Below are 24,319 nucleotides of genomic sequence, written 5' to 3' on the forward strand. Positions count from 1 at the left end.
TGTTATATCCCCTTTTGATTGTTAATGTCGTTAATATTTATACTGTAGGTATCCGGCTTGCCAAGTCGTCTGGATGGCCTGAAAAATTCGCTCGTATGTGCCATAGAGCGAAAGAACGCCTTACTGTCATCCGTAAACGCATCGATCTCAATATAAAAATTATCAGGATAGATGGAAACCTCTTTGCAGAAAGATCGGAATAGATCTTTTCCGACTCCTCTACGCTTGGTCCTTGCATAAATAGTATCTAGAATAATACAATCCTCTTCGACGACATACGACAGTACACCATCGGGAACATCAATCCAATGCAATTTATCATATCTGTATTGATCAATTAGCGGAAATTCATTACGGCCATCGCCTTCATAGGCGGAACTATAGGCCTCCACCATCGCAGATACTCTGAGACTTGGCAATAGATAAAAAGGGGTTTTGAATTCATTGTCAGCAAAGTTCTTCTCAAAATCACTATTACCTAGAATAGTCACGAGTGTCTCACGATCAGGGTAAACCCACTCTGCCATGACTTCATCGTTATCCGACACAACAAACTTTTTTTCTTTCAAGGCTATCATCGCTGATTCTCTTGAAATATATACATGTTTCTCTTCAAAATAATCAGTGAACTTTTCTATGGTATGCTTGAGCCCGTAAGGGGTACATAGCATTTTATTCCCATGCACCATAAAGAGTCCAATGCACTTTTTGGCAATTTCTATTTGTTCTGCATCATACATACAATACCTTTTTTATCCCTTTTCGTGCATGGCGAACGCCTCTACTGGAATCACCATATCAATAGCTTTATCCCCCATCTTGAGGACCAGATCATAAAACATCCCAGCATAAATACTTCTTGGAAGATTGTAGTTTCTGCTATACCCTTTCACGTCCCATCCTTCAGCCACAGCACGGTCCATATCACGCTGCATGGAGCCTGGAATTGAATTGAGTGCATGCTGTTTGGTAACACGATCCTTCTGGTAGTAAGCTGCCGCATTCTTGGCAGCTCTCCAAATAAAATTAAACATCTGCGAAACGGAAAAACGCTTCAATCCCTCATAAATTACAGCTTTTGTTTTTGGACCAATGTCATCGGGAAGATTATATTCATGAAGATGATAGACAAGATATTCAAAACATTCCGCCTGTGCTATCTCCAACCATTGATCATACATAATGACCGGATGCGTATTACTCAAATCCGGATTTGTGAGCGCCGTTACCCCTCCAAAATCATCAACAAGATTGAGCCTGTATGTTGTTTTTAGGGGGACATATCGGGTGATTTCCCCGTCTTCGATAGTAAAACATGATTCTTTGCTGTCTTCGCCAAAACGAATCCAATTGGATCTTTTTAGAGTAGAGATGATTTTAATGCTCATGTCTGGTGTAGGTGAAAGCTTATTTTTTTGTTCCAAAAACACTGGTTTGATCAATTCAAGATCGTGCTCGCTCTGGCCGCTTCTAAGAAGTGCAGCTATCATCAATTTGGTGTATTCTGAGGTTGCCTCGTATTCGGCATTTGATTTTGCATGCTCAATTGATGTTGAAATGTCATTATTTAAGATGTCTTCAAAATAGTTCTGGCATTCAGCACAGTCGCATTTTAAGTTGGGATTTTTTGGATCTATTTTATGGCCACACTGATAGCATTCCCGAATCATTTTCACATAAATATTTCCATCTTTTTCAGATTTAGAACCAACCGAAAATGCAAGTTCAACGCAGTATGGACACATATGTTGGCTCGTGAAATATGGAAGGCATGAAGCAAATTTGTTGACACTAACTTTTACATCATATTCCTTTAAAAGATGTGTTACTTTTTCACCATCATAATACCTGTGAATCAGATTAGTAAAATCTACCTCACCAAGATGCTCAAAGACATGATTGCGGAGTGGGTATATAGGTTTTGGTTTTTCTGGATATAAATATGTTGTTTCCAAATAAATCCCCTTAATTTTTGTTCAAAGCAACAAGTACAATAAAATACATAATATAATGATATGAAAACTACAAAAAGCATCATTTTTTAAATAAGCCCATTATATTTTCACGTGAGAGAATGAATGTTTTCAAAAATCTAATGATATGCACCCACCCTAAGACCATAAGTATATTATTATTTGACAATAATTTGCTCTGACACAAACTCTCCATATAATTTATATTGTCAAATATTGTTTATCTTGATATTATATGTGATTTTTATTAAGGCGCTTACTATGGCAAAAATTATTTCAATGTTTAATCACAAAGGTGGTGTGAGTAAAACAACATCAACTTATCATCTCGGCTGGATGCTTGCCAACATGGGAAACAAAGTCATTCTTATCGATGCTGATTCACAGTGCAATTTGACAAATATCGTTTTAGGTGATGATGGTTTTGAAGAATATTATGCCAATGATGGAGCTAATCTAAAAAGTGCAATAGCCCCCGTATTTGAAAATGAGCCTGTTCCCATACAGGCTTTTGAATGCTTACAGGTAAAAACGAACGAAAACCTTTTGCTTATCCCTGGTTCATTTGAATTGTCTGAATATGAGGTATCACTAGCTGTATCATTTACTATGTCTGAGTCTTTTAGCGCTGTAAAAAACTTGCCAGGTTCACTTTTTAAATTAATGGAAACAACAGCACTTAGATATGAAGCAGATTATATACTGGTTGATCTAAACCCGAGTCTTAGCGCTTTTAACCAGCTATTTATTTGCTCAAGTGATTATTTTATTGTACCTGCATCACCCGATAAATTTTCAATCCTAGCATTGAGATCATTGGCAAATATATTACCTAAATGGGAATCCTGGGCGATAAGAGCCAGAGAAGCATTTTCTAATGTGACATATCCCCTACCTGATAAAAAACCAAAGTTTCTTGGAACAATTATGCAACGCTTTAATATTCGTTCGGGTAGACCAACTCAGGCCAATCAAAGAGTAATCGATCAATTTGATGAGGTAATTACAGCATCGTTTGTTCCTGCCATGGCCACAAAAGACATGCTACTAAATAGCTATGAGGGTATAGAAAATTATAGTTTGGGACAAGTGCCAGATTTTCAAACTTTAAATGCCCAGTATCAACAACATGGTTATCCAATTTTTGCTTTAACAGATGAGATGTTTGGGGTCACAGGAGTAGTCCGAGATCAGTATAGAGACACGCGCGCGAGATTTAATACTCTGTATACCAACATGGCAACGAAAATAGAACAATTAACAAATGCTTGAAAATCCACTTAAACAATATCGTTTAAACCTGTCAAGTGTACAGGATTTAGAAGCGGTTTATATAGCATTAGAAGCTTTGACCACAAACGTAGTCCCAAAGGGTGAGTTATTGAGAGCCGAGCTTGTAGCAATGGTCAGTGCACTTGATACATATGTGCATGATATTGTCAGAGAAGGCTTAAAGCATCAATATACTAATGGCACACACAATATGCATCTTAACCACATAATCAGCACCAATCAGATTACATCAAGTACAAGCTTAGACAATAAAATACGAGAGATAAATGGGTATAAAAGTTTTCAAGCTCCAAAAAAAATAAAGGCCGCATTTGAACAGATTGGGATTCTTGATATTTGGGCAAAGGTTGAAACAGCATTACCTAATGCAGAAGACACAGTAAGCCGTATTGTTGATAGACGTAATTTGATTGCCCACGAAAGCGACATTAATCCAGCTAATGGTTTAGGCGAAAAATGGCCCATCACATTACCTCATGTCCAGCAAGTAGTAACAAATATTGATCGAATAGTTAATATCCTTGATTCCATAGCACAACAAGAACTATAGATAAAAAATATTCGCATGCTGCACAAAATCCAATGCATAAGTGTTTTAAAGCGATTCCCTTAATATAAATTACATATAGTAAATACTAATAATCTACCGCAAACCCCTGTTTTATAGCAAATTTGATCATATCATACTTCTCCTCATCAAATTCATACCCAAATTCCTCAAGAGCTTTCTCTAGTAATAATGATTGAACGCTTTTATTATATTGAATAGCAAGAGGAGTCAGCACCATCATATTTCCATGCTTACTCTCTTTTCGAGGTTGGAGCTTATACGCTGTCATTGTATATCTGAGTGTGCTTTGAGGGCTTGCATGACCTAGTTTATTCATCAACACACCCATAATCATCGGGTGCGGTTCAGCACCAATAATGCCAAGGGCTATTTTGTTCTCCTCTGAGAGCTTGATAACAAGCCAGGTTGCACAGGTATGTCGTAGATGATGCGGTGTTATGGGGTTATGGATTCTATGCATGGCCCTAGACGCTTCTTTGAATGCTCTTTGAACATCCCGATAGAATATTTTTTTACCATCTTCTCGCAACCACAAGGGCTCATCATCGCCATTCCAATCCTCTTGATAGTGTTGTAGCCGTTTGTTGTAGTGGCTTGCACGATAGAGCTTTTGAATCTCATGAACTGTATTGAGGGAGATTTCGCATACCTTGGTCTCGCCTCCCTTGTTGGTATATTTGACAGGAATATCGTCATGAAGGTTTTTCCCTCCCATATTCAAGTGCTTCATCCACCCTGAAAAAATGCTCATGTCGAACTCCAAAGCTGCATCAACCCTCAATCCGGTGTCTACCATAAGCAATGCTATCACCTCATAGACGATATCAATCTCACGCAGTCGTGTTCTAAATGCTTCAAACTCCAGCTTGGATAGAGCGGGATAATAAAGCTTCCTGGGCGATGGGCGGACCATCAGATTCCATCTCTCAACCATCTTGAACCGTTCTCCATGACGGGTTCCGTTGACATGCTGTAAGAAAGCATCTGGTAACCAAGCCTTGACAATCTTAGTCCCCATCACCATGCGGGTATTTGCTTCCATCCAGCGCTGATGTTTAAAGAACTTCATCCATACCGAAAGCTTTTGATTCATGGTGTCGTTCTCGATCGGCTCATGGTCGTAGTAGTCATAGTCGGCGTTGTTACTCATATCCCAACATAGCATACGGTTTCGGATGATACGGATATCCTCTTCTTCGGCTTCTGACCACTTCAATCCCAATAAGTCAAGCTCACGGTAGAGTTCGATGATCTTGTATGCTCTACCAATATGGGTCATTTTCCCAGAGACGCTTCCGCTTTTTCCACCATTTCTCGCTTCATAGACTAGAAATGAGAAAGATGGAAGATCCAATTCATTGTCGATATAGATGATGGTTATCTTGCGTTTTTGCAAGCTTGGATGAAATATCTGCCGCGTCTCATACTGACGCTTTATAGGTGATCGTTCTTCAGCCATGTTCATACTTCCGTCTGAGCCTATACACTTCATCTGCATAAATACTCCGTTCTTCTTCTATCTGCTGAATGATCCGGTCTTTGTTTTCAAGCCTTGCTTGAAGCTCATGGACTTTCTCTTGAAGGAGAATAACGGCGGCCTCCGCACTGGCAAGCTTGGAATCAAAACTTTTTAGCTTCTCTTTGCTCCGGTTTCCAGCTTTTTCCGTATCGGCTTTGAACTCTTTGATAAAGGTATTGACCGCTTCTACGATAGGGGTGTAAACCGATCCTTTGGCTTTTGTATAGACGCTCTTTTCCCCGATATCGGTACCAAACTCTTTCATCCGTTCATCTTGATTGGCCAATTCGATGACCGCTTTCATACTGACAAGGTTTTTTCTCTTAGACTCATTTTTGAGGGTTTCAAAGGCATCCCATAAGCACTGTGCCTTTGTCTGCCGCTCATGTAAGCTGATATTAGCCATGTTGTTTCTCTTTTTGTTGTTTTTTCTGTTCAAACTCTTTGATGACATTTCCGTAGGTCTGCTCGAAGCTGTTGGCAATGTAGTATCGATTCCCTTTGATAAGTTCGAGTAGATCATCTGGATAGTGTTCTTCCATCTCGTTAGAGAGCCGTTTCATCTCCTCGACCTTCGGTTCGGTATAGAGCCTGCATCCACAGCTTGTCTGGCATTGTGCCGATACCACAGGGACATTGATGAAGTCGTCTGTAACGAGTCCAATATGACAGGGTGCTGGTGCAGGATCAGTAAGGTCACGCACGCAGAAATGTGTTGGATGCTCCACGATTGCCAGCATCCCACGTTCAAGCAAAAGCCTTTGGCTCTTTGCAAAGAACACTTTCCCCTCATTGGTCAGACTTCCCGCAAACTCAACCCCCTGCAGGAGCCGTTTGACAATAGGGCCTGATAAAGGCTTGTCGTTTTCCACGGCAGCGATGATCTTCTCAAGGGCTTGCGAGGACTGCTCTGCCTGAAGTTCGGCAACCGCTTCTCTGATCTGGACGTTTTCATCAAACATCACACCAAACGTTTCAAGGATCACTTGTTTGTAATGCCCCATATATTTCTTTGTCATTTCAGTTGATTTATGACCTAGCAACGTCATCGCAAGCTCGATCCCAATATCATCATTCAAGAAAGCAACCAAGAAGGCCAATGCATGACGCAATTGGTGGGGTGCAGGAGGAGTGATATCAAGATCGTCGCAGAAGCTTTGGATAAGATAATTAATCCGTCCAGCATTATTTATCGCTTTACCATAGTGCAATGTCATCAAATTGATAAGGCCTTCGCGTTTTCCATCACCGATCTCGCTGATACGAGATAGTAGATTAAGGGAATGGGTAATAATCTGTGGTACTGCAATGGGGTGAAGCTCTCCCTGATCTGTCTCAGCAGTCTTGTAGACCAGGCGCTCCAGTTTAATACTGCCGTCAAGTTCGTGATGCGCCGTCTTTTTTGTTCTCGGGTAGCGCATCATTATCCCTAGTTCCCCTTTTCGCATCGCTGTCAAGATAAGTACGATGATAACGCAGGCTGCTTGAAGTTTATGAATGGAAGTCAAACAAGCTCCTACAGGACCTATCCCTTTGTTTTTGGGCATGGATTTCCATTGATTATTTGGAAGCGAGAGCGCATGGTGCTGCACCGTCGCCAGAAGAGGCTCGCTAAAACGGTGATTGATAATTCGGAAGTGTTTTGTAGCGTACTTCATAGTTACAGCTTGCCCTCGATTCTGTGCTTCGAATTCCTTGTATAATTGTGCCGCGATCACACAATCCTCGGCATAGTTATCAATGTAGTCGATCGCCTCTGTGATGATAATGACCCATTGGTCCAGCGGATAAGGCTCTTTAGAGCCACCTAAGCCATTTTGATAATCAAGTTTTTCCTTGCTTGAGCCCTCTACAACCCTTTCCCATTCCTTGCATGACATAATGAGATCATGAGGCAACCGTAAAAAGAAGGGGAACAGATGACCGTATGCCAACCATTTTTCAAAATGAAAGAGTTTGGTGCGAATCGTGCCTTCAGTATTACCTGATTTACGTTGTGCCACAATATACGCATCAAGTATCTTTCCTGTGAGCTGTGAAGGCGTATCGAAGTTTCCGTATTCTTGTAACTCACGTATAGTTCGCAAGAAATTACTTGCAGTACTATAATTCCCACCATTGACCGGAGCACTTCCTGCCTCCCCATCCAGCCGAAGGTATAGGAACGTGCGGTATGCCAATCCTATTAAGCCTAATGGTGGTGTGACTGGAAAAAATGCAAGAGCGTTTCTTCGGATAAAGAGAGTCTCATCCCCGAAGGCGGAGTTATTACTGTTGGTATAGATTTTATTTTTCATCAATGCCCAAACTTCGTCCTCATGAACGCATTTTTTGAGTTCTTCTGTATAATCAAGCATGTTCCTTCTCCTCTTGACTTAATCGACGCGACTTTTGTGAATTCAAAACTTCACGACGTATGAAATTCAACCGTCCCGGTTCATTGGCTCTTTTCTCGCATTCCGCTTTCTCTTCTTGAGTGAAATGACATGCTTCAAGGGTGGCCTCTGCCGCCTGGTCATCAATCAAGAACATCCGCTCCCACTCTTGCGGATTGGTATAAATCGAGCGCAGTTCTTCCATGACGATACGCCATGCCATAATATTTGGCCCATGAACGCTTTTTACAGGCTGGCATTGGCTGCAACCGCTAAGGCATTTACGCCAATTCGAACAGACATCCCCATCATGTAGCTCTTTTGCTCCAATATAATCAGGTTCGAAGGGATTTTGGCAATGGGCAAGAGGTCCTTTAAAGACTTTGAGTTTTGGGATTTCCTTTTCGCTTACCCTTCCCCTAATAAAGTCCAATAGTTTGTTTAAAGTCTTAGCGATGCGGTGTTGTTTTTCATCCTTGAAGCCTACTGTCTGCTCATAAGAGATACCTGTCTCTACATTTTTATGCCCTAGCCCATATTGGCGTTCCCAATCTGTTTTTCCCTGTAGGTATTCACTGAGATTTTTTACCTTGCGGAGTTGATTGTGATCGATGCTATAGATGCGTTTTTGTTGATATGTCCCAGCGGGTTGTATTTCAGTATCCATGATGGGATAGTTGTAGAAGAAATGAGTGCTTCCTGTAAACATATCTGCAAGTGAATTGCTATTCCATGTCGATATTTTGGATTGGGATTTTTTGTTACCACTATTACCTATATATTGAAAGAAATAATCATTCTTTGAGCGTTCAAACAAAGGGGTCAGAAACTCACAGAAGAAATCCACATAACGGCAATGCTGCTTATCAAGCGCAGTAGTCTGTATCGTATTACCCCGCGATTTGAAACCGTCTACAAGTCGTCCCATGCCCGAATCCTCGCCAAGGAAATACTTGCCTTGCCCATCTTTCTGTACCCTCCAATCTTTTATAGGTTGCTGATTCAGCCCACTTCGACATAACGAGAGTAAATAGAGTGGATAGATGGACTCCTTGCTAGGGTATATTCGACGGTTGAATCGCTTCAAGGTAAAGTTGCTTTTATATGCTTGTGCATCTTTCCAACTTTGAAATGACTTATACAAAAATGAATATTGAGGTAACAATGTAGTGCCGAAGAGGGGATCGTTGACAATGATCTTGTGCCAAAAAGCAAACATCCTTTCATCCCTAATGGTAATGTTAAAGCCTCCTTCGCCTTGTTTCCTAAGAAGCGACATCCTTTCATTTTCTTCTTTATTGGGATGACTTGTTTTATTAATCTTCAGTTCGATTCCGTAGAGCGCAAGAGCAGCGCTTCGGATAGAATCATTAATCCCACTAGAACCTTTACCATATAAATTTATATTCTCGAAATATGAAAAGATAAGATTTTTTAGTGTGAAGATTCCTCCATGTTTATCGAGTTCTTGTTTTGTAAAAGTGGCTTGGATCATTTCAAGCTCATACATCCACTGTTTGTACTCTTGGACAAGTTCTATGGTCGCATCCAACTCTTTGCAGGCAAAGATGTCAAGCTGCCACGATACCGCCAAAGAGAGTTCTTGCTTTTTACCCATGTTGACTACGCCATAGGATACTAATGAAGGGACTTCAAGCTCTATGCCATAATATGTACAAACAAGGCGTAGAAATTGGGTGCAACATTGAAGTATATGTCGAGTGTATGTATTCTCTTTGGCATCTTTTACCAATACTTTAAAAGTAATTCCATCGATTTCACTCAAGGATGTCAAAGATATATTGAGCTTTTTATGCACCATCAAAAGATGGCTAAAACCTTCAAGTAAGGACCTTATAGAGCTTCGTGAGCGCCCTTCATCTACCAATGTATACAATGTACTAACGATCATATCTTGCTGCTTTGGGAATAGACTCATCAAATGTGTAGAAGCCATACCAAATTTTTTTTGATTTTCGATGATAGTTATATTTTCTTTGCTTGCTTTGAGAAATTCAATCATGGCTTGATGATGTATATACTGTCGGTTGTGACGCATCCTATCACTGCGGTTATTTTTTACAACAAGGTATTTTCCATAATGTTCTTCTGCAAGAATAGGATTTACCGTATCAAAATGTTTTCTGGCTCGGTTTGGAGATAGAGGTTCCAAAGAACCTCTTGGAAGTTTAGTGGTAACAGTTTTTGTTTTTCCCACAATATATCCTTTATGATACTTATTGCGATTAAAACATAAATCCTAAAATAATCAAATAATATGACTAATTGACATTAATTCATAAAACGATATCGTCGACCAAGATCACCTCTTCATGATCAAAAGGGAGATAGGTAAATCCTCTCGGATTCAAAAGCCGCTCCTCTACACTTTTCCCGGCATATTTATGGTCGTTTGTAGCACGTAACTTTCCGTAAACCGGTGTTATACGAGGTGATTTTAAGGCACGGTTGAGGATTGCCGTGTGACTGTATCCGCTTTTTGCATTATCATCGATTCCGATAGAACTCACGCGATTTTCATACTGCCACTGTTCTGCAAATGCACCAAGAGAACGTTTCGCTAAAATCGTATAAATATAATATCCGACATCGGTGTGTTTGGTCAAAAGAAGCGGTTCAACATCATCATAAGGGAAAAAAGAGAGGACCTCGATCGAGCCGAGGATTTTTCGTTTATGCAGTGTAGGGGTGAGAAACGTGGTTTGACAGGAAGGGCAAATGTGTGAAAGAGTGAATCGTTCGCACATCATGCAGCGCATGTCAATCCATTTTGAGGACGGACATGAACGCCTCTTGGGGAAGCTGAACCTTCCCGATCGCTTTCATCCGTTTCTTACCCTCTTTTTGTTTATCGAGGAGTTTACGTTTACGGGAGATGTCCCCGCCGTAACATTTGGCGGTTACGTTTTTCCCCATCGATTTGACCGTTTCACGGGCGATAACGCGGTTTCCGATAGAGGCCTGGATCGCCACTTCGAAAAGCTGACGCGGAACGATCTCTTTCATATTGGTAACGAGTGCCCGACCGCGAGATTCCGCACTCACGCGAGGGACGATGACGCTCAGAGCATCGACGACGTCTCCGGCTACGCGGACATCGAGTTTGACCAGATCACCCTGACGGAATTCGATCGGATCATAGTCGAAACTCGCGTACCCTTTCGAGGTTGATTTGAGTTTATCATAGAAATCGACGACGATCTCGTTCATCGGCATGACATAAATGAGCATAACCCGTGTCTCGTTGAGATACTCCATTTTCTCCTGCATCCCACGCTTCGCGGTCAGGAGAGTGATGATATTCCCCAAATAATCGGTCGGGACGATGACTGTCGCACGGACGTAGGGTTCTTCGATACGCTCAATATTCTGTGGTTCAGGGAGTTCGCTCGGGTTCTGAACTTCCACCATGCTGCCATCGGTTTTATACACTTTATACACAACCGAGGGAGCCGTTGCGATCAGATCGAGATTAAACTCTCTCTCCAACCGTTCTTTGACCACTTCCATGTGAAGCATCCCCAAAAACCCGACACGGAACCCGAATCCAAGTGCGATCGAGGTTTCCGGCTCATAGCTAAGTGAACTGTCATTGAGTTTGAGTTTATCGAGTGCATCCCGCACCGATTCAAACTCATCGGTATCGATCGGATAGATCCCCGCAAATACGAACGGTTTTGCCGGAGCGTATTCGCCTACCGGTTCTTTTGCCGGATTGCGCGCATCGGTGATCGTATCGCCGACACGGATAGAGCCGACTTCTTTAACGCCCAAAACCACGATTCCGATCTCTCCGGCTTTAATCGCCTGCGTTTTCTGACGACGCAGCGGATGAGGATATAAGAGCTCAAGGACTTGATGGTTTTCATTGTTATGCATCAGCTTGACCATCTGTCCCGTCTTAATCTCACCGTCGAATACCCGCACGAGTGCCATTGCACCTTGATACGAATCAAACCATGAATCATAAATGATCGCTTTGGTCGTCGCTTCCGGATCTCCTTTAGGAGGGGGGATACGATCGACGATCGCATCGATTAGCGTCCGAATACCGACACCGGTTTTTGCCGAAATCATCACCGCATCGGTCGCATCGATCCCGATCGTCGTTTCAATCTCTTCGGCGACCCGTTCCGGTTCAGCGGCGGGGAGGTCGATTTTGTTAATCACGGGAATAAGGGTAAGGTTGTTTTCCATTGCCATATAGACATTGGCAATCGTTTGTGCCTCGACACCCTGCGCCGCATCAACGATCAATAATGCACCGTCACTGGACGCGAGTGATTTGGAGACTTCGTAGCTGAAGTCAACATGGCCCGGAGTGTCGATTAGATTGAGAATATAGTGTTTACCGTCTTTGACATAATCGAGACGGACACTTTGCGCTTTGATCGTGATCCCACGTTCTTGCTCGATATCCATTGTATCCATCATTTGTTTGGTCAGTTCACGGTCACTGACCGCCCCGCACTCTTGGATGATACGATCGGCCAACGTACTTTTCCCATGGTCGATATGGGCGATGATTGAGAAGTTGCGAATATTATCCATTAGCTGAAAAGACTGTTGACACTTTCATTATGATAAACGCGGCGAATCACTTCGGCAAACAGCGGAGCAACACTCAAAACCTTAATTTTATCGCTTTGACCGTTCAATACCAAGGTATTCGAGATGACCAACTCATCCAGTTCACCGCTGTTAAGATTTTCATATGCTTTTCCACTAAGGACGCCGTGTGTCGCACACGCCATAACCGATGTCGCTCCGCGTTTTTTGAGGGCTGCTGCAGCTTTAACCATTGTGCCTGCAGTATCAACCATATCATCGATCATAATGATATCTTTACCGGCAACATCACCGATGATGTTCATGACTTCCGATTCGTTCGCTTTTTCACGGCGTTTATCGACGATAACCATGTCCAGACCCAATTTTTCGGCAAAATAACGGGCACGTGTTACACCACCGATATCCGGTGAAGCAATTACAGGATTGGCAAGGTTTTTAGAGCGAATATACTCTTCAAAAATAATCGCACCATAAAGATTATCAACAGGAATATCAAAGAAACCTTGGATCTGACCCGCATGCAAATCGATCGTTACGACACGGTCAATCCCAGCAGTTTCGAACATATCGGCAACCAATTTTGCGGTAATAGGAACACGGGGAGCCGCTTTACGGTCTTGTCGCGCATACCCGAAATACGGGACGACTGCCGTAATAGAACTTGCAGATGAACGACGAAGTGCATCGGTCATAATCAGCAATTCCATCAAGTTGTCATTCGAAGGAGCACCCGTACTTTGGATAATAAATACATCGCGTCCGCGAACACTTTCGGAGATTTGAACGTTAATCTCTCCGTCACTGAAACGTTTAACTGAAGCTTTGGAGAGGGGAACATCGAGGGTTCTGCACACTTCCGCCGCAAACTCGGTACATGCTGAACCGCTGAAAATTTTATATCCGCGCATGGGTCTTCCTGTTGCCTATAAATTATCGCGATTATAGCAACAGCTCACTTAGTAGATGCTAATACAAAGAGAAAAAAAGCACACAGGTGCGCTGAGCCCTCTGCTGAAGAGAACCCGGTTAAAAAAACTTACGTGCGATAATCCGCGTTAATTTTGACGTATTCGTGCCCCAAATCACATCCGTAGGCAATAAATTCGCCGTCTTGAAGCCCGATATCGCAGTGGATCGTAAAGGCGCTTTTTTGCATAACCGCAGCCGCAACCGGTTCAAGTTCTTCGTTAAAAAGAAGTTCCCCTTTTTTATAAACGCATACATCATCAAACCAGATGCTCAAAAAGGCTTCATCGCACATAATGCCGCTTGCACCCACCGTAGATGCGATACGTCCCCAGTTCGGGTCTTGCCCGAACAATGCCGTTTTGACCAACAATGAATTTGAAAGCGCTTTTGCCGCTATCTCCGCTTCATGGGCATTGATCGCTCCGGTCACTTTATACGTTACAAGTTTCGTCGCCCCTTCACCGTCACGAACCATCTCTTTTGCTAAAAAGAGCATCATCGACTCCAATGCTTCTTTAAAAGCAGCCGCATGAAATGCTCCGCTTTTGCCGTTTGACATAACCAATACCGTATCGTTTGTCGATGTATCCCCATCCACACTCGCCGCATTAAACGTCGTGTGGACACATTCATCGAGGATCGCCTGCATCGTCGCTTTATCCGCTGACGCATCGGTCGTAATAAAACAGAGCATAGTGGCCATCGCCGGATTAATCATTCCGGCACCCTTTGCCATAGCGCCGATTCGAAACGACTGCCCGTTTTCCAAAACAATCTCATACGCAATACGTTTGGCAAACGTATCGGTCGTCATAATCGCTTCCGATGCACGAATCCCTTCCCGTCGAGTTAAATCAAGGGTTTTAGCCCCCTCGATGATTTTGGCTTTCGGCAAACGCACTCCGATGACCCCCGTCGAACTCATAACGGGGTTTTGGATCTGTGGAAATTGCTTCTGGACGGCACTCAAAACTTCATCGATATCATCGATTCCGGCGCGCCCCGTCATCGCATTGGCATTTTTTGCGTTGATAAGGACAAAATTTCCCTCGAATTCACCTTTCGCACGGAAATGGCGAATCGGTGCCGCTGTCATTTTATTGGTGGTGAAAACCGAAGCAATCGCGCAAGGAGTCTCGGAATAGATAAAGGCCAAATCATACGCCCCCTCTTTTTTTAAACCGATATGGATTCCATCGGCAAAAAACCCCTCTGCAGCGCAAACACCGCCGTCAATACGATTAATAGTATACATGTTTATATGCTCCTGAAAGGATATTTAAATAATAGTAATATTATAACCTAGCTCAAGGTTAAAACTGTGTTTTTAAAATGTAATAAAGGGAAGTTTTATGAAAAGTGAAAGTGGGAGTAAACTCCCAAAATGCGTGGGACTCCACGCGGGAGGTTACGAATCTTTTTTAAGAGTGCGAAGCTCAGAAGCAGCGATTTTAAGTTTTTTAGTTGTACCGTCTTCGAGTGTTACACGAACAGTGCGAAGATTTGGTAAAAAACGGCGCTTAGTTCTATTTTTCGCATGAGAAACGTTGTTCCCGCTCATTGGGCCTTTACCGCTAATAGCACATTTTCTTGCCATTTTGAGGCTCCTTGCGTAAATTTAGGTTGCGAATTTTATCTCAACCAACCCAAAGTTTACCTTAAGGGATGGATAAAACTCCATCTTTCCCTTTTCTTCTTCCTCTACTTAAAGGCGCCTTTAATCTATACGCCATTACAATATAGACAACTTTATTAAATAAGATCGGATGCCCTGATACGTGATCACCCCTGAACAAATCACCCTTTATATCCAAACTATTCCTCCTACCCCTGAAGTTGTGCGTCAGGCTTTGATGTATGTACGTGCCGGTGATTTGCCCAAAGCGGCAAAATGTGCCGAAGATGATCCGGCACTAAAACTGTATCTTCGTACCCTCGTCAATCGCCCTATCTACAGTTTTCGAAACGAAGTGACAGATATAGCCCAAATTTTCGGGATTTTAGGGACGGCTACGGCACAGCAAATCCTCTACAGCTACCTCATGAACTTATTGGCACCCAAAGAGTGGTCCCTGTTTGCCCTTTCCAGTCATGCGTTCTATGATTTACAAGCTTCTCTCGGACGCAAATGGGAACGAATTTTGAACCATTTGGGGCTTCACAGCCGTGATAATGAGAGTGCCATAACGCTGCTGCCTGCCAGTATTATTGTCTGCGATGCCCTTTTCAAAGACCATCTGGACGAAGTCAAACAGCTGCGGAGTGTCAAAGCATTGGATTACAACACGATCCTTCAGCGTCTTACCGGAAGCACCTTATTTGATTTGTGTGCACAAATTGCCGAAAAATGGGAAATTCCCTCAAATGTATCCGATATCGTTTTGGCTTCCTCCGGAACCAATACCTCTATAACCGGTGAAACAAAAATTTTAGGACAATGGATGCACTTATTGCTCTTTTATGAACTGTCACAAAGCGTTTACGTCAGTGCAGGGGTAAACGAATTTATCGATTTTCAAATCGAGTTTGTCCAAGATATTTATGAATCTTTTATGCAAGTGGTGGGGAACGATGAGAGCAACAGTTAAAGGGCGCGTCGCCGTTTTCAGCCCACAAGGGTTTTTGGATGGAAATAATGCACCTGCATATCTAACAATCGAAGATATTAAAGCCACCGAAGCACTTAATGTCGATATGCTTTTGGTATCACTCAAAAAGGTGATTTTTTTCAATAAAAACGGGTTAGACGTTTTTATCAAACTTCTTTTATCCATTCGAACTCAGAAACATATAGCCGTCGGCCTATGCGATTATGACCATAAAAAATTTACGACAATCAACAGTTTTTACGGGGGCAGTCTGAATTTCTCTCTCTTCCTGACCGAAAAAATTGCCGAGCTTTTCGCTCCGACCAATAAAAGTGAATCTCGGACGGTTTTGCTCTATAACGATGACCCTTCGCAACGCTCTGCCATGGCAATCGAATTGTTCGATTACGGACACAATCCCATCATTGCCCAAAGCAAAAAAGAATTTGACGAAAAGAAAAAGAGCCCTGATCTTTACTATGCCATTATCGAAGATACGTATCTCGGGCTTTTCGGTCAAAAAATTGCCACACGTGTTACCGGCAATGCCATTATTTATACGATTGCCAATTTTTTGGATGCCGAAATCGGAAATACTTTTAATATCGCATACCATAACAACTCCCTGAACGTCGGATTCCGTCTCTTTATCTTCGATGCCTATAAAGTCGTTTCGATGAATGTCCATGCGCTGAATTTTTTCACAAAACTCGCCTCTTCTGCCGCAGAGTACAACGCAACGATCTGTTTTGTGGGCTTAACCTTCGAAAAAACCCCGGTCAGTTTCAAAAACGATCTTGAAGATGCCGGAATCCTCTTTTTTGACAATATGGATGATATTCTCAAAAACAAAGAGCTCCTTCAAGAGCTCGGCGGAAGCAGTGCAGCTGCATCCAAACAGGTTCGCACCCTTAATAAAGCGCTGGTAAACGAGCTCCCCCACTTTATCGATGCCACCGTCTCTACCATCGCCATGATGACCAATGCCAAAGCTTCCAAAGAGTCGATGAACGTTCAAACCTTAGAGGTCAAAAACACCCAAAACCAATTTGCCAGTTCCATCGGGTTTTACGGCGATTTAGACGGAATGATTATCCTTGTCTTTCCGAAAGATATCGCAAAAAAAGCCTGTGAACTTCTCATCGGTGAAGCAACCGAAGACGAGGAGGCGATTTTGGACTCTCTGGCCGAGTTTGTCAATATTATCGGAGGACGTGCCAAGTCCCTTTTGGGAGAGAAAAAACATCATGTTGATATCACCCTTCCGCGTACCTATCATGATGTCGCATCCTTGATGGAAATGGCACAGAATAAAAAAGGGGTTCAAGTCAACTTGGTCTTTGAGGGAAGTAGTTTTATCTTCTTTTTGACACGTTAAAAACGTATCTGAAACGACAAAGCTATCTACAAATCTTTTTCGCTAAAATATCGAAAATATTTACTCAAGGTATAACCCATGCTCGTTGCTCCTAGTGTCCTCTCTGCCGATTTTGGAAATTTAGCGCGTGATGTACGTGCCATCTGTGACGCAGGGTGTGACTTGGTACACGTTGATGTGATGGACGGGCACTTCGTTCCCAATCTCACCATCGGGCCTGTCGTTGTCAGTGCCATCGCAAAAGCGGCAACCAAACCGCTCGATATCCACCTCATGGTGGAAAACAATACCTTTTTTGTCGATTTGTTTGCCCCTTTGAAACCTGAATATATTTCGTTTCATATCGAAGAGGAAAAAAATCCTCATCGTCTGATCCAGTATATCCGCTCCCTCGGGATCAAACCTGCCATTGTATTAAACCCTCATACCCCTGCCGAAGCGATCGAATATCTCTTAGGCGATTTGGATATGGTATTGGTCATGTCGGTTAATCCGGGATTCGGAGGACAGAAATTCATCCCGACCGTTGTTGAAAAAATCCGTCGTCTGAAAGACCTGCGCGACCGTATCAATCCGAACTGTCTTATTGAAATCGACGGAGGGGTCGGAAGCTCCAATATCGAAATGCTCAAAGATGCAGGAGTAGATATCTGTGTTGCGGGAAGTTATGTTTTCGGAGCAGCGGATTATAAAACCGCGATTGACAGCCTAAAAGTATGAGAGTCAAAATCTGCGGGATTACCAATCTTGATGATGCTATGAATGCAATCGCATCAGGGGCGGACGCTTTGGGGTTTGTTTTTTACCCTGAATCTCCCCGCTATATTTCCCCCGAAAATGCAAAATCGATTATTTCAAAACTCCCTCCATTCATCGAAAAAGTGGCCCTTTTCGTTAACGAAACACCAGAGACGATCCGTTCCATCTGTCGTGAAACCGGATCTACCCTTGCACAAATCCATTTCGATGTCAGTGATGATTTTTTCTCCGAGTTAGATTTCCCCTCTTTGCGTGTCATCCGTGCCAAAGCACCCCAAGATGTTCTCCTCTATCCGGATGAATATCGCCTTATCGATGCCTATTGCGAAGGATACGGCGGAAGCGGCAAACGTCTTAACATCGAATGGTTCGAGAATGTCGATTGTTCTAAAATCATCCTCGCAGGAGGACTTGATCCCCATAATGTCGGCACTCTTAAAACGTACGGCTTCTACGGCGTCGATGTCAGCAGCGGTGTAGAAAAAAGCCACGGACTCAAAGATCACGAAAAAGTCAGCGCGTTTATACAACAGGCAAAATCATGAAGGATTTTGATCCGAAAACAATCAATCGCCTTTCCAAAAACGGGATTTTAAAAGAGGAATTCGAGTCCTCCCTTCCTTACCCTCCCGAACTTTCCCTTGAACTTCTTGCGGCTCGCGGAATGAATCTCGTATTGAGCAATAATCACTATCGCTTTGCAACGGCCGTAAGCTCTGTGGATGATACCCTCTTTTGTATCGTCGATATCGAAACCAACGGCTCGAAACCTTCTCATCATCAGATCATCGAGATCGGTGCGGTAAAACTCCAAAATGGACATATCATCGATACCTATGAGAGTTTGGTCTATTGCACCGAAATCCCTTCTCTCATACAGGGGATCACCGGGATCAGCGTAGAACAGACGCTGCATGCACGTCCTCTAAAACAAGTAATGCAGGAGTTCCGTCTCTTTCTCGGAGATGCCGTATTTGTAGGGCATGCCGCAAAATTTGATTATACCTTCGTATCCGCGATGATGGAACGTGTCGGACTTGATAAGCTCCTAAACCGTTCATTATGCACTATCGATTTAGCGGAGCGGACGATCGAAAGTGAGCGTTACGGCTTGGCCTATCTTAATGATCAACTTGAACTCTATAAAGATGCAACACACCATCGTGCCCTTTCCGATGCCATGACAACAGCAAAGCTTCTCAAACGAACACTCGTCCTTATCCCTAAAAACATTAAAAATACAGAAGAGTTAATTGCGTTTTCCAAAGAGGCCAAACGCCTTAAACGTTCAAAAGTAAAAAAAGAAGAATGTACGGAAACAGAAGAAGAATAAGAGTCTATCGGAACCTTCTTCCGATAGCGTTTACAAACGTTTATTCGGTATAGCGCCCCATACCGACAAGTCGACTGTAACGTTTTTCAAGACGTTCCTCATCGCTAAGTGCGCGGAGAGTCGTGATCTCTCCTAAAAAATAGTTTTTGAGGGCAGCAACGGCACCCTCTTTGTCACGATGTGCACCGATAAGAGGCTCATCGATAATGTCATCGATCAGATCAAGTTCTTTTAAATCGGCACTGGTGATTTTAAGCGCATTGGTTGCCGCTTCAACTTTGGCAGGATCGTTCCACAAAATAGCCGAACATCCCTCAGGAGAGATAACGCTAAATACCGAATAACGCATCATTGCAAGACGATCGGCTACACCGATAGCAAGCGCACCTCCGCTTCCCCCCTCGCCGATAACGACTGAAACCGTAATGGTATTAAGGTTTGAGAGTTCGAGAAGATTGCGGGCAATCGCTTCACTTTGATTACGCTCTTCTGCACCAAGTCCCGGATAGGCGCCCGGAGTGTCGATCAGCATTAAAAGCGGAAGATTAAACTTCTCTGCCATTTTTGCGGCACGAAGGGCTTTGCGATACCCTTCAGGATGAGGCATACCGAAATTGCGTTTGAGCTTGTTTTTAGTTCCTCGCCCTTTTTGCTCACCGATAACCATAACACGTTCATCACCGATAGTACCGATATAACAGATGATAGAGAGGTCGTCTCGGAAATGGCGATCACCGTGAATCTCATATTTTTTATCTAATAAAAGATTGATGTAATCAAGCGCGTACGGACGGTCTTGGTGACGTGCAAGCTGAAGTTCTTGGTAAGGAGAGAGATTCGTATAGGTTTTATGAACCTCTTTGTCCAAATTCTGCTTGAGGATTTCTACTGCATGGTGATCGTAGCGCACTTCGGCTGCTATGATCTCCTCTTGGATTTGGCGAATATTCTGCTCGAAATCTAAATAGGTAGCCAACGGCTTGCCCTCTTATATTTTTTTGAAAATAACGACACCGTTGGTGCCGCCAAATCCAAATGAGTTAGACATAACGATATTCAATTCCGCTTTACGTGCTGCATTAGGGACAATATCCAAATCGCAGTTTTCATCCGGTGTCACGTAATTAATGGTCGGAGGGATAATACCGTCACGCATTGCCATGATACTGATAACGGCTTCGATACCGCCCGCTGCTCCGAGACAATGTCCTGTTTGACCTTTTGTCGAGCTTACCGGAGGACAGTTCTCTTTAGAGCCGAATGCAATTTTGAGTGCTGCCGTCTCATTTTTATCATTCGTAGGGGTACTCGTTCCGTGTGCGTTGACGTAATCGACTTTCGGATTTCCTGCCATTCTAAGTGCCGCTTTCATTGCACGAAGCGGCCCTTCAAGACTTGGAGTCGTAATATGGTTTGCATCACCGCTCTCACCGAAACCGATAAGCTCTGCGTAAATACGTGCCCCGCGAGCAACCGCTGCATCATACTCTTCGAGTACCAATGCCGCAGCACCCTCACCCATAACAAACCCGTCGCGGTCTGCATCAAACGGACGTGATGCGTGTTTTGGATCATCATTTCGGGTACTGAGTGCTTTCATCGATGCAAATCCGCCGATACCGACACCGGTAATCGCCGATTCAGCCGCGACAACGAGCATTTGATCCGCACCGCCGATCATGATCGTTTTTGCCGCTTCGCTGATTGCATGGGTCCCTGCCGCACATGCTGTTACGGCTGAGAGATTCGGTCCTTGCAAACCGTGATCGATCGAAATAAATCCGCCGAGCATATTGACCAATGCCCCCGGAATAAAGAAAGGAGAGATACGGCGTGCACCTTTGGTTTCCAGAATGATTGAACTTCGCTCAATTGACGGAAGTCCTCCGATCCCGGCAGCTGCATCGATACCGAAGCGCTCTTTATCAAAATCCTCAGGAAAATTGGCATCTGCCATGGCTTCTTGTGCCGCTTTTATTCCAAGATGGATAAATCGGTCCGCTTTTTTAACCTCACGGGCATCCATAACGGTCTCAGGATCGAAATTTTTCACCTCTCCGGCAATTTGTGCACTTTGTGTCGAAGCATCGAAGATCGTGATCGTATCGATCCCGCACTCGCCTGCACAAATCGCTTTGAATGAGCTCTCTTTATCATGACCAAGGGCATTGATCATTCCCATTCCGGTTACTACTACTCTTTTCACATTCTCTCCTGATGGTGGATGGTCTGAAACTTTGGCTCCGTTAAGCCAATCTCTTAGACCATAATATAGATTTTAGGATTTATCGAGGTGAAGCCTCGATAAGGGTTTTTAGTTTTTGCTTTGGATGTAGTTGATTACATCTTGAACAGTTTGGATTTTTTCCGCTTCGTCATCAGGGATTTCGATATCGAATTTTTCTTCAAGAGCCATTACCAATTCAACAACATCAAGGCTATCTGCACCAAGATCTTCTACGAATTTAGAATCCTCTTTAACTTCGTCCGGGTTAACGCTCAATTGCTCAACCACTACTTCTTTAATATCTTCCAAAAGTGCCATAATAGCTCCTGTTCCTATGAATAAAATCGCGAAATTATAACATATTTTACTTAAGAGGGAAAGTTTTCCCTTTAAGGGTCTGTTACATGAACATTCCGCCGTTTACTTTTAGCGTCTCACCGGTGATATAGCTGGCATGATCGCTCAATAAAAATGCCGTTGCTTCAGCGACTTCTTTAGCTTCTCCAAAACGTGCCATCGGAATTTTCGATGTAAATGAGGCTTTAACTTCCTCTTTGAGTTCATCGGTCATATCGGTCGCGATAAAGCCCGGAGTAATACAGTTATACCGGATACCGCTCGTAGCCGCTTCGATTGCAAAGCTTTTGGTCATAGCGATCATACCGCCCTTGCTTGCCGCATAATTGGTTTGTCCCGCATTACCGGTTTCACCGACGATGGAAGCCATATTGACGATGCTTCCGAATTTTTGTTTGCGCATCGCTTTCATCGCTTCGCGGCACCCGATAAATGCCGACGTCAAGTTTGCATCCAGTACACTCGTAAACTCTTCCGCTTTCATACGCAGCGCCAATTTATCATTGGTAATCCCTGCATTGTTTACCAAATACGAAAGTGCGCCGTCCGCATCTACAATCGTTTTGACCGCATCCACAAACGCCGCTTCGTCACTCACGTCGAACCCGATAACCGCCGCTTGGCCGCCGGCAGCTTCGATCTCGGCTTTTACCGCATCCGCCGCTGCTGCTCCGCTGCGGTAGTTGATCCAAACTTTCAAGCCATAGCTTGCCAATACTTTTGCCACTTCCGCACCGATTCCCCGACTTGAACCTGTTACCAATACGTTTTTACCTGTGAATTTCATACGCAATTTCCTTAACTTTAAATTTTGTCATTGCGGACTTGATCCGCAATCTTTTAGATCCTGAAGCAAGTTCAGGATGACGAAGATTATATTAGTGGCATATCCATTTCTGAGGGGATTTCTAACCCCATCAGTTTCAAGACGGTCGGCGCTACGTTGTTAAGAGCGCCGGGGTGAACTTCATTGACCCCATCCGCCATCACGAAACACCAGACTTTTCCTACGGTATGATTGGTGAGCATATTCCCCGCATCATCACGCATCTCTTCGCAGTTGCCGTGATCGGAGGTCAGAACCATTGCATAACCGTTTCGTTTCGCCGTTTCAACAATTCGGCCCAACTGTTCATCGACCGCTTCGACCCCTTTGACCGCCGCTTCGAAATTACCGGTATGTCCTACCATATCGCCGTTGGCAAAGTTTACTACAACAAAATCATACCCTTCATCCATCGCTTTGACGACGACGTCTCCCACTTCCGGAGCACTCATTTCGGGTTTCATATCGTAGGTTTTGACTTGCGGGCTCGGAATCAATACCCGAGTCTCGTTTTCATACGGCTCTTCGATACCTCCGTTGAAGAAAAAGGTAACGTGTGCGTATTTTTCCGTCTCCGCCGTATGCAACTGTCGAAGTCCTGCGCGGCTGATCACTTCAGCCAGAGTATTTTTCGGTGCATCTTTGGGAAATAGAACCGGATACGGGAAGTTTTTATCATACTGCGTCATCGTTGCCAAATGGGTCGGGATAAAAGTACGTTTAAATCCGTCGAAATTTGGATCTCCGATTGCATGTGTCAGCTCCCGCATCCGATCGCTTCGGAAATTGAGCGTTAAAACCGCATCTCCCTCTTTAAATCCTTCATATCCTTCGAATGCGCTAGGGGTGATAAATTCATCCGTCTCCCCGGCTGCATACGCATTTTCGACGTAATCGGCAACGCTTTGTTCGCTTTTTGGTGTGGCGCACACGATGGCATCGTACCCTTTTTGGACACGTTCCCAGCGGTTATCACGATCCATACCGAAAAATCGGCCCCCAATCGAGCCGATTTTGACATTAGGGTATCCATGAGCATTTAATGTATGCAAAAAGAGATTTGCCGATTTCGGAGCGACATCCCGTCCGTCGGTAATAAGATGCAGCCACACCTCTTTGCCTTCTTCCGCAGCGATCTCCGCTACTCCGATCAAATGATCGATATGCGAGTGGACTCCCCCGTCGCTTAACAATGCAATCAAATGGAGTCGTTTGCTGGTTGTGAGCAATGAAGCAAAAACCTCATTATCCGCAAAAGTCCCTTCTTCGAGGGCAAGGGAGATTTTGACCAAGTCCTGATACAATACCCTTCCGCTGCCGATTGACATATGTCCCACCTCGGAATTGCCCATCTGCCCTTCAGGAAGACCGACGCTCAAACCGAAGGTATCGATCAGAGAATGAGGAACCTCACGAAACAAATGATCGTACGTCGGCTTATGAGCTGTATGGAAGGCATTATATTCACGTTTGGACGAGTACCCGATACCGTCAGTAATGACCAAAACAGTTTTTTTGCTCAAATTGGCTCCTTTGATTAAACAAACTTTGGGGGGAT

23 protein-coding genes are annotated in these 24,319 nt (G+C 43.7%); 7 read left to right on the forward strand and 16 right to left on the reverse strand.

Features of this window, described 5'->3' with window-relative positions; translation table 11 throughout:
• Window positions 1–2 precede the first annotated feature (2 nt).
• Both PHE37_RS01345 and PHE37_RS01350 read right to left on the reverse strand, forming a co-directional pair.
• Window positions 3–740 carry a hypothetical protein gene (locus PHE37_RS01345; RefSeq protein ID WP_299993576.1) on the reverse strand — a complete coding sequence of 246 codons (738 nt, stop codon included), beginning with the start codon at window positions 738–740 and terminating at the stop codon, window positions 3–5.
• A gap of 12 nt (window positions 741–752) precedes the next feature.
• A complete protein-coding gene (locus tag PHE37_RS01350) occupies window positions 753–1,955 on the reverse strand; it encodes a hypothetical protein (RefSeq protein WP_299993575.1) in 1,203 nt (400 codons plus the stop codon).
• 279 nt (window positions 1,956–2,234) lie between these two features.
• Here PHE37_RS01350 and PHE37_RS01355 point away from each other — a divergent pair, with 279 nt between their 5' ends.
• Together PHE37_RS01355 and PHE37_RS01360 are read left to right on the forward strand one after the other, a co-directional pair.
• Window positions 2,235–3,245, forward strand: coding sequence for a ParA family protein (locus PHE37_RS01355; protein ID WP_299993574.1), 1,011 nt, complete (start codon window positions 2,235–2,237; stop codon window positions 3,243–3,245).
• Window positions 3,238–3,816 (forward strand): HEPN domain-containing protein, encoded by a 579-nt coding sequence (locus PHE37_RS01360; protein WP_299993573.1) that lies wholly within the window; start codon window positions 3,238–3,240, stop codon window positions 3,814–3,816. The genes PHE37_RS01355 and PHE37_RS01360 overlap by 8 nt, the downstream gene beginning before the upstream one ends.
• Window positions 3,817–3,901: 85 nt before the next feature.
• On the opposite strand, the gene PHE37_RS01365 is transcribed toward PHE37_RS01360, so the two are convergent.
• The 9 genes from PHE37_RS01365 to rpmB form a co-directional block, all read right to left on the reverse strand.
• Window positions 3,902–5,335 (reverse strand): site-specific integrase, encoded by a 1,434-nt coding sequence (locus tag PHE37_RS01365; protein ID WP_300008112.1) that lies wholly within the window; start codon window positions 5,333–5,335, stop codon window positions 3,902–3,904.
• A complete protein-coding gene (locus PHE37_RS01370) occupies window positions 5,289–5,762 on the reverse strand; it encodes a hypothetical protein (protein WP_299993570.1) in 474 nt (157 codons plus the stop codon). The genes PHE37_RS01365 and PHE37_RS01370 overlap by 47 nt, the downstream gene beginning before the upstream one ends.
• Window positions 5,755–7,713, reverse strand: coding sequence for a hypothetical protein (locus PHE37_RS01375; protein WP_299993569.1), 1,959 nt, complete (start codon window positions 7,711–7,713; stop codon window positions 5,755–5,757). Before PHE37_RS01375 ends, PHE37_RS01370 begins: the two co-directional genes overlap by 8 nt.
• Complete coding sequence (locus PHE37_RS01380) at window positions 7,706–9,949, reverse strand: hypothetical protein (protein WP_299993568.1); 2,244 nt, start codon at window positions 9,947–9,949, stop codon at window positions 7,706–7,708. Before PHE37_RS01380 ends, PHE37_RS01375 begins: the two co-directional genes overlap by 8 nt.
• A gap of 79 nt (window positions 9,950–10,028) precedes the next feature.
• On the reverse strand, window positions 10,029–10,511 hold the full coding sequence (locus PHE37_RS01385; RefSeq protein WP_299993567.1) for a ComF family protein: 483 nt from the start codon (window positions 10,509–10,511) through the stop codon (window positions 10,029–10,031).
• 1 nt (window position 10,512) lies between these two features.
• On the reverse strand, window positions 10,513–12,303 hold the full coding sequence (lepA, locus tag PHE37_RS01390; protein WP_299993566.1) for a translation elongation factor 4: 1,791 nt from the start codon (window positions 12,301–12,303) through the stop codon (window positions 10,513–10,515).
• Complete coding sequence (locus tag PHE37_RS01395; RefSeq protein ID WP_299993565.1) at window positions 12,303–13,232, reverse strand: ribose-phosphate pyrophosphokinase; 930 nt, start codon at window positions 13,230–13,232, stop codon at window positions 12,303–12,305. Before PHE37_RS01395 ends, lepA begins: the two co-directional genes overlap by 1 nt.
• A 128-nt stretch (window positions 13,233–13,360) precedes the next feature.
• Window positions 13,361–14,548 (reverse strand): bifunctional glutamate N-acetyltransferase/amino-acid acetyltransferase ArgJ, encoded by a 1,188-nt coding sequence (argJ, locus tag PHE37_RS01400; RefSeq protein WP_299993564.1) that lies wholly within the window; start codon window positions 14,546–14,548, stop codon window positions 13,361–13,363.
• 153 nt (window positions 14,549–14,701) lie between these two features.
• Window positions 14,702–14,890, reverse strand: a complete 189-nt coding sequence (gene rpmB, locus PHE37_RS01405) for a 50S ribosomal protein L28 (protein ID WP_013459236.1) — start codon at window positions 14,888–14,890, stop codon at window positions 14,702–14,704.
• A gap of 181 nt (window positions 14,891–15,071) precedes the next feature.
• Between rpmB and PHE37_RS01410 the strand changes: the two genes are divergently transcribed.
• The 5 genes from PHE37_RS01410 (at window position 15,072) to PHE37_RS01430 (ending at window position 19,351) form a co-directional block, all read left to right on the forward strand.
• Window positions 15,072–15,881, forward strand: a complete 810-nt coding sequence (locus tag PHE37_RS01410; RefSeq protein ID WP_299993563.1) for an HDOD domain-containing protein — start codon at window positions 15,072–15,074, stop codon at window positions 15,879–15,881.
• Window positions 15,865–17,259 carry a chemotaxis protein CheX gene (locus PHE37_RS01415; RefSeq protein WP_299993562.1) on the forward strand — a complete coding sequence of 465 codons (1,395 nt, stop codon included), beginning with the start codon at window positions 15,865–15,867 and terminating at the stop codon, window positions 17,257–17,259. Before PHE37_RS01410 ends, PHE37_RS01415 begins: the two co-directional genes overlap by 17 nt.
• 78 nt (window positions 17,260–17,337) lie before the next feature.
• A complete protein-coding gene (gene rpe, locus PHE37_RS01420; protein WP_299993561.1) occupies window positions 17,338–17,979 on the forward strand; it encodes a ribulose-phosphate 3-epimerase in 642 nt (213 codons plus the stop codon).
• A complete protein-coding gene (locus tag PHE37_RS01425; RefSeq protein ID WP_299993560.1) occupies window positions 17,976–18,563 on the forward strand; it encodes a phosphoribosylanthranilate isomerase in 588 nt (195 codons plus the stop codon). Before rpe ends, PHE37_RS01425 begins: the two co-directional genes overlap by 4 nt.
• Window positions 18,560–19,351 (forward strand): 3'-5' exonuclease, encoded by a 792-nt coding sequence (locus tag PHE37_RS01430; RefSeq protein WP_299993559.1) that lies wholly within the window; start codon window positions 18,560–18,562, stop codon window positions 19,349–19,351. The genes PHE37_RS01425 and PHE37_RS01430 overlap by 4 nt, the downstream gene beginning before the upstream one ends.
• A gap of 40 nt (window positions 19,352–19,391) precedes the next feature.
• Here PHE37_RS01430 and accA read toward each other — a convergent pair whose 3' ends face one another.
• The 5 genes from accA to gpmI form a co-directional block, all read right to left on the reverse strand.
• Entirely contained in the window at window positions 19,392–20,327 is a 936-nt protein-coding gene (gene accA, locus PHE37_RS01435; protein ID WP_299993558.1) for an acetyl-CoA carboxylase carboxyl transferase subunit alpha, read from the reverse strand.
• 12 nt (window positions 20,328–20,339) lie between these two features.
• Entirely contained in the window at window positions 20,340–21,557 is a 1,218-nt protein-coding gene (locus PHE37_RS01440; RefSeq protein ID WP_299993557.1) for a beta-ketoacyl-ACP synthase II, read from the reverse strand.
• Between the two features lie 108 nt (window positions 21,558–21,665).
• Window positions 21,666–21,896, reverse strand: coding sequence for an acyl carrier protein (gene acpP / locus PHE37_RS01445; protein ID WP_299929955.1), 231 nt, complete (start codon window positions 21,894–21,896; stop codon window positions 21,666–21,668).
• A gap of 82 nt (window positions 21,897–21,978) precedes the next feature.
• Complete coding sequence (fabG, locus tag PHE37_RS01450; protein ID WP_299993556.1) at window positions 21,979–22,722, reverse strand: 3-oxoacyl-ACP reductase FabG; 744 nt, start codon at window positions 22,720–22,722, stop codon at window positions 21,979–21,981.
• A gap of 86 nt (window positions 22,723–22,808) precedes the next feature.
• Window positions 22,809–24,284 carry a 2,3-bisphosphoglycerate-independent phosphoglycerate mutase gene (gene gpmI / locus PHE37_RS01455; protein ID WP_300008114.1) on the reverse strand — a complete coding sequence of 492 codons (1,476 nt, stop codon included), beginning with the start codon at window positions 24,282–24,284 and terminating at the stop codon, window positions 22,809–22,811.
• Between the last annotated feature and the right edge of the window lie 35 nt (window positions 24,285–24,319).

Source organism: Sulfuricurvum sp., from assembly GCF_028681615.1.
GTDB lineage: Bacteria > Campylobacterota > Campylobacteria > Campylobacterales > Sulfurimonadaceae > Sulfuricurvum.